Source organism: Tunicatimonas sp., assembly GCF_049647865.1.
GTDB lineage: Bacteria > Bacteroidota > Bacteroidia > Cytophagales > Cyclobacteriaceae > Tunicatimonas.
Genome location: NZ_JBARYM010000776.1, coordinates 1 through 9783, shown reverse-complemented (window position 1 = coordinate 9783; position 9783 = coordinate 1). Strand labels below are relative to the sequence as shown.

At 43.7% G+C, this 9783-nt stretch carries 4 protein-coding genes; 1 reads left to right on the top strand and 3 read right to left on the bottom strand.

Features of this window, described 5'->3' with window-relative positions:
• Window positions 1-469: 469 nt before the first annotated feature.
• Window positions 470-1342, top strand: a complete 873-nt coding sequence (gene rfbA / locus WBA23_RS22600) for a glucose-1-phosphate thymidylyltransferase RfbA (RefSeq protein WP_424584546.1) — start codon at window positions 470-472, stop codon at window positions 1340-1342.
• Here the strand turns inward: rfbA and WBA23_RS22595 are convergent.
• The 3 genes from WBA23_RS22595 to WBA23_RS22585 form a co-directional block, all read right to left on the bottom strand.
• Window positions 1314-2255 carry a chemotaxis protein CheB gene (locus WBA23_RS22595; protein WP_424584545.1) on the bottom strand — a complete coding sequence of 314 codons (942 nt, stop codon included), beginning with the start codon at window positions 2253-2255 and terminating at the stop codon, window positions 1314-1316. The two genes, rfbA and WBA23_RS22595, sit on opposite strands and share 29 nt — an antisense overlap.
• A 104-nt stretch (window positions 2256-2359) precedes the next feature.
• Window positions 2360-7666 (bottom strand): CheR family methyltransferase, encoded by a 5307-nt coding sequence (locus WBA23_RS22590; protein ID WP_424584544.1) that lies wholly within the window; start codon window positions 7664-7666, stop codon window positions 2360-2362.
• Window positions 7667-7965: 299 nt separating this feature from the next.
• Window positions 7966-9783 (bottom strand): ATP-binding protein (locus WBA23_RS22585; RefSeq protein WP_424584543.1); only part of this gene is annotated, 1818 nt, incomplete at its 5' end.

Sequence of the window (9783 nt, the reverse complement as noted above, 5' to 3'; positions counted from 1 at the left end):
CCTAATAAGTTTGCCAATGGATGAATAATCTAAAGATAGGTTAGCAAAAGAACAGGCTTTAATAAATAAAGAGATTGATGCTGAAATAGCTATCCTGACTGACTATACTAAGTTTCTATTTAGTCTTTTTTTATTAAACGATACAAGCTATGAATGAATACGAAATTTTATTTGGTGTGCTCTGTATAGGTACTATGGTGATTCTTAGTATAACTGGTTTGCTTTTAAAAAAATAATGAAAGATCTACCGTAGGTAGTATAAACCTACTTTTTCCTTCATTATTAGATACCAAAGAAATCAATAAGTACGATGAGCCATTTACAATACTTGTTTGCCTAGTGGATGTTGTCGCTATTATCAGAAGTTTTCTAGCTCGTAAGTGGATTCGAATTCTTATAAACTCAACTATTTCCTCCTTCCATTCAGCCATTTTTTAGTATACTTGTAGCATAACCAATCCACCAAGTTATGAAAGGTATTATCTTGGCCGGGGGCTCCGGTACTCGCTTGCATCCACTTACCCTAGCAGTAAGTAAGCAGTTAATGCCGGTGTACGATAAACCGATGATCTACTACCCACTGTCTATTCTAATGATGTCGGGCATTCGGGAAATACTGATCATTTCTACGCCCCACGATATGCCATTATTTGAGAAACTGTTGGGTAACGGTGAGCAGCTTGGTTGCCACTTTCATTATGCAGTACAGCCTAAGCCTGAAGGATTAGCCCAAGCGTTTACTATTGGTGCCGATTTTATTGGGCAAGATAAAGTAGCCTTAATTTTAGGGGATAATATTTTTTATGGCAGCGGCTTGTATAAGCAGTTACAAAGCAATAATGATCCCGACGGCGGAATTGTGTACGCTTATCATGTTCATGACCCTCATCGCTACGGAGTAGTGGAATTTGATGATAACCAGCGAGTGACTTCTATTGAGGAAAAACCAAAGCACCCCAAATCAAATTACGCCATCCCCGGACTGTATTTCTATGATAATCAGGTAGTTACTATTGCTAAAAACTTAAAACCTAGTGCGCGGGGCGAACTTGAGATTACCGATGTGAATAAGGAATATTTGGCGCAGGGTAAACTACAGGTAAGCGTTTTAAGCAGAGGTACCGCCTGGTTAGACACTGGCACCTTTGATTCGCTAACCCAAGCCGGGCAGTTTGTACAGGTAATCGAGCAGCGGCAGGGGCTAAAAATTGGCTGCATTGAAGAAATAGCCTACCGTATGGATTTTATCGAGTCAGAACAAGTACGCCAACTGGCTGCTAAGCAAATGAAAAGTGGATACGGGGAATACTTACTTAATTTGGTAGACCCGAAGATCCGTTAACTTTAGAAGTGCTCTGACCCAGCTCCAGTTCTAACAAATGCGCCCGCAAGTTTTCGGTATGCGCCCGCGATTCCTGCGCACGTAGCTCATAGTCTCGAGCCAGTTTCTTTCGATCTTTCATATGCTCGTTTTCAGCTAGGTTCTCCAGCATGGTAGTTCGCTCCTGCATATACTGAAGCACCGACCAGAGAGAATCGTCTAAGTCTATTGGAAAGTCAGGTTTCTGAAAATTAGCCGGCAATGTATCATCATCTTCTACTATCTGAGTTAAGGGTTTCAGTGAAGCAGCTACTTGGCGCTTAAGTTCTATTGGCACTTTCTGCTCCGATAAGTTTGAGGGTTTTACCGGCTTCTTGATAAGTACTTTCAATAGCGAAGGAATGTCGTCCAGAGTAGCTATGTAGTCTATCTCAGTAGCTCTAATAGAGTTCCGAGGCATCTCGTCAAACTCAGCATCGTCTGGGTCCTGAACAATCGTAATTCCTCCGCAATCGTGGATAGCCTTCATACCTTGAGCACCATCTGACAAAAGCCCGGTAAGTAGCAGACCAATAACTTTATTACGATGAGCAATGGCGGCGGAGCGAAATAGTGCATTAATGGAAGGACGGGAGCTGTTCTCCTGGGGTCCATAGCTAAGGGTCATTTTATCCGAACCTACAATCAGGTGCTGATCCGATGGACTCACATAAATATGGCCCGCCCGAATAGGTTCTCCATCTTCGGCAAACTTTACTGTAGCCTCGGTGTGAGTAGATAGTATACCAGCTAGTTGACTCTTATGGGCTGAATAAACGTGCTGAACAATAAAAACAGCTACCGGCATATCGGGCTTAATCTGTTTTACCACCGTAGGGAATACTTTAATACCTCCCATAGAGGCTCCAATAACCAGGATTCTTAAATTTTCCATAGTAAAAAAATTGGTGCTAATAAAAAAATTTGAACCGCAGTGGGTTGGCATCTAAAAAAGAGAGGTGCCTATTACTTTACAATTTCTAGGTAATTTAAGTTCTTTTATTCCGAATGGTTTAGCTCCGCCTTAATCTCTTCGATCAAATTATCTAACTCCTGCCTAATCTGGTTTTTAAGCGTGTCAGAAACTTCAGATAGTGGTGTTTCTCCTACCTTCTCCAACAGAGGAAGTAAATTTTTAGCTGACAGCATAATAAGCGTGGGTCGCATAGTATGGATGGTATCTCGTAGCTGCTCCGTATTCTTCTTCTGTAGTGCTTCAGTAATTGAGGCGCGGTGCTTCACGAAGCTATTTACTGTCATTTCGTAGAACGTATGTAGCTTTTCCGGATCATCCGAAAACAAATCACTCACTTCGGTAACCTCCACTGAATTAAATTTCGAGTACTCCTGAGCAGGCTGTTGAGTAAACTTTATAATCTTATCTTGTAATTTTTGGGGATCAAATGGTTTAGCTACGTAATCGTCGAAATAGTCGCTTGCCGGCTGGCGATTAATCTCGGTAATATCAGCCGTGAGAGCAATGATGGGAGTTTTTTCACTTCCATTGCTCAGGGCTCGTATCTGTTTAGCCGCCTCAACACCATCCATTACTGGCATCCGAATATCCATTAGAATAACATCGTATATGCTTTGTTTCGCTTTAATTACCGCTTCTTCACCATTGCTGGCCTCATCAATATCGACATCCCACCACTCCTGTAGATATTGCATAACGACCATACGATTTACCGGAGCATCTTCCACCAATAGTAACCGATCAATCTGAACTGAGTCCGTATCTATTTCCTCCGGCATTTGAATGGTATCTTCTGCTAACTCGCCAATAGCAAACGAAAGGGTAAAGAAGAAATTTGATCCTTTACCCACTTCACTTTCTACGTGAATTTGGCCACCCTTAAGTTGTAGTAACATTCGGGTAATGGTTAGGCCCAACCCGGTACCCCCAAATTTGCGGGAAGTAGAGCTGTCTTCCTGGGTAAACGAATCAAAAATACTATCTACTCGGTCGGGGGCAATACCTACTCCGGTATCAGCTACGGAAAAGTAAAGAGTAACCTTTGAATCGCTCTTTTCTACCACATTTATTCGCAGGGTTACCGCACCTTGCTTGGTAAATTTAATAGCGTTGCTGAGTAAATTATTCAGTATTTGGCCTAGCTTGTTCTGGTCGCAAACAATCACTTCCGGAACCTCTTCATCTTGCTCAAGAATAAGTTCGTTTTGATTCTTTTTCGCCTGGGCTTCGTGAGAGCGAATAACGTTCTGAACAAAACGCGAGAAGTTAACTGGAGTTTGGTCAAACTCAATTTTCCCTGCTTCAATTTTACTAAAATCGAGAATATCGTTAATCAGAGCCATTAACGACTGAGAAGAAAACTTCAGGGTCTGTAAGTTATCTTGCTGAGCCGATCGGGGGTTTTGCTTTTGCAACAAATTTGAAATTCCGATAATGGCGTTCAACGGAGTGCGAATTTCGTGGCTCATGGTGGCCAGAAAATCTTCCTTTACCCGGGCTGCTTGCTCGGCGTTATCTTTAGCTTGTGTGAGCTCTTGTTGAATATTTTTAAAGTGAGTAATATCATCAATCACCCCCGACCATACAATGCGGCCATCTCTTCTTTTTTCAGGAACAGCCTTAACTCTTACCCACTTTATTTGATTGGTTTTGGCTCCGATAATACGGCCCTCCCAATTATTAACCCTAAGATTTTCACCTGCTTCTTGGGCACTACTCGCAAAGCTATTCAAGTCGTCGGGGTGGATAGCCTGATAAACCAGATCAGCGTCTTTTATAATAGCTTGAGGCTTAAGCTCATAGATTTGCTCACTGGCGGCGCTTACGTACGTGAATTCATCAGAACCATCTGGGTAGATCACGTACTCGTAGATCATCTCCGGAATAGACTCAGTGATATGCTTAATTTGTAGGTCCCGCTTTCGAATGCGTCGCTCATCTATTTGTCGGTCTAGCTCCGCTCCCGCTCGCAGACTGAGCAAATTCAGAAGATAGTCAGTATCCGGTACTTCTTGCCAGCGCTGATCGTTGATCATGACTAATACGCCCAGCGTATCGCCTGTGCTGGGGGAAGTGATGGGTACCCCTAGGTAGGTTTCGGCGTTCCACCGCTGCAACTTAGGATCTTCGGGAAATTGCTCGGCTACGTGCTGAAAGTAGCGTATATCTTCGTTATTAGCCACGGCTCCGCAGGGTGCCCCTTGCAGGGTGTAGGAGAAATTTTTGGCTAATTTGCCGTTAATACGTAGCGCTTTGGTATCTATCTTGGAATTGTCCTCAGATAAAATACCAATGTACACGTACTTAATACTAAATAAGTTGGCCACTTGCTGGGTGAGATCCTTGAAGAAGGCTTCGCCAATAAGGTTGGCACTTTGCCGGACAATACTCCGTAGCTGCTGCTCCCGCTTACGCTGCCGGGTAATTTCCTGGCTACTCATGGCGGCTCCAATCACCTTTCGGTTGGTATCGTACAACGGGGAGACTATTATATTGTAGTAGCGCACTTCGCCTAACTCATTCATCCGGGTACTTTTGTACTCGTCTATGACGACCTTCTCGCCTTTGAGAGATTTCTCTAGCAGATTTTTTGTGCGAGCTTGTGCATCAGGGTATTCTTGCAACAACTTAAGAATGTTGTCCCCCTCTTGAATCTCCTTCTTAAATAACCTATTAAACTCTTCGTTCTGAGCTTGGTTTAGCGTAAGCACCGTAAAGTCAGGAGATACCGCCAGTACTTGCAGATCAATTTCATTAATAGTATTATCAATGATGCTCTGACGGTAGATCGCCTGTCGGGTAACCTCTACCTTGTGGGTTATATCAATCGCTACACCCTTTATACCAACTACTTCTCCCTGCTGATAGTCTGGCTCAATGAATATATCGTAGATAATATCATTGACGTTAAGCTCGGTATGAACCCGTTGGGCGGTGGTTAATACCTTGGCTTTTTGGTTAATAAACTCAGTATATTCACTACCCAGTAGGTCGTAGTCAGATTTACCCAGTACGTCTTCTACTTCAAAATCGGGGTGGTTGTTGTACTGCCAGGTGTAACGCAGTTCGGTATCCTGATAGAAAATAATAACCGGAGAGTTTTCCAGAGCTAGCCGAAAGCGGTCGTTACTTATCTCCAAATCATCTTTAATCTTGCTAATCTCAGCTTCTTTTTCTACCAGAGTCTCGTTGGAGATGGCCAGCTCAGAGTTAGCAGTTTGTAATTCTTCGTTAGCTGACCGTAGCTCCTCGTTGCTGGTTTCTAGCTCTTCGTTGGTAGACTTTAGTTCTTCATTAGACGATTGCAGCTCCTCGTTCATGGTCTGCAATTCCTCATTCGTGGTTTCTAGTTCTTCGGTAAACGTTTGTAGATGTTCGCGAGTGGCTCCCAGCTCCTGCTCCAGTTCCATAGCGCGCACCGCATTCTTATGCTCGTCTTGCGCTTTTATCTCATCGAGCGAAAGTGGATAACCCACATCTGGGTCTATCTTCTCAAAGATCACCAAGTAGTAGTTCTGATCGTTTTTGCGGTACAGTAATGATTTTACAGTAAGGCGCACAGTCTCTTCCCGCTCAAAAGCTTTAAAGCGAACAACGCTGCTCTTTTGCGGAGTGCCCTCCCGCTTAGCCCGGGTAATGGTAGTTCGCAAGCCCATGTGCAACCCTTGGTGTACCAACTTAAGAATGTTGGCGTTGAGGGAGCCTTCGCTTAAATCAATGTAGGGAGCCATACGCCCTTTAATCAGCAGCACTTCCATAGCATCATCAATTACCACGTAAGGATGCTCGTAGGTTTGTACCAGGGTTTCACGAGCGATCTCTTCTAACGACAGCTCCGTTTTTGCCGGAGGAGGAGCTTCATAATTGTCCCTTGCCTTTTTAAAGTTGGTGTATTTTAGCGTATTAAGCTGTATACCCGATTTACGCCGAAATATTTTCTGCTTGGTGTCCTCTTTGAGAAACAGATCGGTTAATTGAAGAATATTCTCGGATTTGCCCAGCATCAGATAACCGTCTTCTTTCAAGGCGTAATGAAATACGGGAAGCACCTCTTTTTGTAGCTCATTACGAAAGTAAATAAGCACATTACGGCAAGTAATTAAGTCTAACCGAACAAAGTGTGGGTCTACCGAAATGTCGTGTTTAGAGAACAACACTAACTGACGAATCTTTTTCTTTACCTCGTAGCCATCAACCCCTTGGTTAAAGTATTTCTCTAACAGCTCAGACGAAAGGTTGGCTACCTGATCTTCGGAGTAGCACCCTCTTCGCCCGTGGCCCAAGGCATTTTCGTCGATATCGGTGGCAAAAATTTGTACCGTATTGTTATGAATTTCTTTACCCAGTATCTCCGATAAGAGAATGGCAATGGTGTAGGGTTCTTCCCCAGTAGCACAGCCTACCGACCATACGCGAATAGGCTGCCCCGTTGGCTTTTTACTAACAGTTTCTCTAAGGTACTTCTCCAGCTTTTCAAAGGCCGGTTGGTCGCGGAAAAACTCAGTGACCCCAATTAGTACGGTCTGAAATAAATTATCCAGTTCAGTAGGGTTCTCCTGAATATAACGGTAGTAGTTATCAATATTTAACAAACTTAAAGCATCTAACCGCTTGGTAATGCGCCGCTGAATAGTGGAAGATTTGTACTTGGAGAAGTCCGTACCCGTTTTACTGGTCATTAGCCGAAAAATACTTTCACTGCTACTTTCTTTCTCATCTATCTCGTTTACGACTTGATGGTTCTGAATGAAGCGAATCAACTCGCTACCAATTTGGGCGGGGGGTAACACCACGTCTACGTAGCCAGTTTTAATAGCCGCTTCGGGCATACTACGGTGCTGCGAAGTATTAGGCTCCTGCGCAATAGTATACCCTTTGTTCTTTTTAATTTCCTTAATACCTAAAGAACCATCTTCCCCGGTTCCGGACAGAATAACGCCAATACCGTAGTTTTTATACTGGCTGGCAATAGACTGAAGTAGATTATTAACCGAGGGTACCGCTTGTACTTTCTGCTGGATTTTCTTGAGAATAATAGAATGATCTTCTACCGAAATCTCGTAATCGGGCGGGGTAATGTACACCGTGCCGGCTTCAATAGGTAGTTGGTCTTGGGCTTCAACAACAGGCCAACGAGCATTACGATTAAGTAGCTCTACCATACGGCTCTTGTAGTCGGGGCTAAGGTGCTGGGCTACAATAATGGCAAAATTGGTAGGCTTGGTCGGTAGGTTATCAACTAACTTAGAGAGGGCATCTAATCCTCCGGCGGATGCCCCTATCCCAGCTACATACAATTTGTTATTGCTTTTTAATTGATTCTCACTCATAGTATAGATTTGGTCGGTAGCTTATAGGTACTGAAGCAGTGTGTAGCAAATATAGTTTATAACATTATAATTCTCAATTGGTTTCAAGCTGGTATGCTCACCTTTAAATCGATTACGCCCCTTTTTTTCCATCGTATGATTCGGATAGTATTTTCGCAAAATATCCGCGGTGAATCGTTTACCAGACTACTAATCTACTGGCCTACTTATACGTCTTCAATGATCAAAGAACAAGTTTGAATTATCTGATGGATTTATTTATCTGACTTGCTGATTTGTGCTTGTCGTGCTTCTAGCTGTTATATTACTTGCCCAAATAGCTGCTGCGTCTGATCAAGTGCCTGCTGAATTTCTGACGGATTATCGGATGCTAGAAGTTTCTGATCCTGAGACAGCCTCTCTTTAAGTGAGTCTAATCCGAACATGGATAAGGCCATCTGGAGTTTGTGTGCAACTTCGGCTAGCTTCCCAGCACTCTGCTCTTTCATAGCTTCTTGGTGGTGCTGTTTAGATTCTTGAAATTGATCGTAGGTGATTTGGTAAAACTCAACCAGTTCTGTACGATCATTAAAAGGGGCTTCGGCCTCAGAAAAGGTCATAGATAGCTCCGGCTGATCTTTATCGGCCGTATACTGAAGAATCTTCCGGAAGAGTTCCTGGGGCCTGAAGGGCTTGGTGATTACGTCGGTGAAATAATCAGCTTGCTGATGCTGTAGGGTTTCCGAAGTATCGGCGGTTAGGGCTATAATGGGTATCTGGCTAGTAGAAGAATTCTTCAGTTCTCTGATTTTTTGGGTGGCCTGGTAGCCATCCATTACCGGCATGCGGACATCCATTAGAATAGGATCGTAATTATTTTCTGTTACTTTTTGAAGTGCTTCTTCTCCATTAGTGGCCTCATCTATGGTAGCCGTCGGCCATTCCTGAAAATGTTGCCGTAGCACCATGCGGTTAATCGCTACATCTTCCACTAAAAGAATCCGGATTTCGGGTAAAAAGCTTTTATTAGTGGGAAGCGTGTCAAAATTTAAAGAAGTATCGGGCGAAGGGGTTGCCTCAAGAGCTAAGGTGAAAAAGAAACGGCTTCCTTTTCCTTCCTGACTTTCTACCTGAATCTGGCTCCCCATCAATTCCAGTAACCGCTTGGTGATAGATAGGCCCAAGCCAGTGCCTCCGTATTTCCGGCGAGTGGAACTATCTACTTGGGTAAAATTGCTGAAGATATGATCGAGCTTATCGAAGGGAATTCCTACTCCGGTATCTTCTATTGAAAAAAGAAGATGAGTCAGATTAGCCTTTTTCTGCTTCAATGCCACCGTAAGCGTTACTTGTCCGTCGGTAGTAAACTTTAGGGCATTGCTAAGTAAATTGTTGAGAACCTGCCCTACTTTCATCTGATCGCCGATTACCCAATCCGGTACGCTTTGCTCGCGATTAATAGCAAGTTGGTTATTGTTCTCTTGGGCCCGAAGCTGGTGCGACTGCTGTAAATCGGCTAACAACTGGGAAAGGTCAAAGGGGATTAACTCTAAAGCTACTTTCCCGGCTTCAATTTTACTAAAATCCAGTATATCGTTAATCAGCGATATCATATTGTCCGATGAGTACCGGAGTGCTTCCAGGTTTTCTCGCTGCTCGGGCAAATGATGCTGACTTAACAGCAAACCCGATAAGCCTACGACAGCGTTGAGGGGAGTACGAATCTCGTGGCTCATGGTCGCTAAAAAATCTTCTTTTGCTTGGGCGGCTCTTTCGGCTGCTTCCTTAGCCTCACTAAGTTCTTGCTGAACTTCTTTCAACTTGGTAATGTCTACCGCTACTCCCTTGATACCAACTACTTGATCTCCCTCTCGTTCCGGTTTAACAGTTATATCGTATACCCGGCCGTTGATGCTCAGTTCAGCGTGAGCACTCTGGGCCGTAGTTATTACTTGCACCTTCAGGTCAATCCATTCCTGGTAGGTGTCGCCTAGTATCTCATAGTCGGTCTTTCCCAGTACATCATCAATTTTAAAATTAGGATGATCATTGTACTGCCAGGTGTAGCGCAGTTCAGTATCTTGGTAGAAAAGGATAACCGGAGAGTTTTCTAAGGCTAGTCTGAAGCGGTCCCGGCT

What these genes read in the sequence shown, in the direction of transcription:
- rfbA (WP_424584546.1), top strand. Translation starts at nt 470, where the DNA reads ATGAAAGGTATTATCTTGGCCGGGGGCTCCGGTACTCGCTTGCATCCA.
- WBA23_RS22595 (WP_424584545.1), bottom strand. Translation starts at nt 2,255, where the DNA reads ATGGAAAATTTAAGAATCCTGGTTATTGGAGCCTCTATGGGAGGTATT.
- WBA23_RS22590 (WP_424584544.1), bottom strand. Translation starts at nt 7,666, where the DNA reads ATGAGTGAGAATCAATTAAAAAGCAATAACAAATTGTATGTAGCTGGG.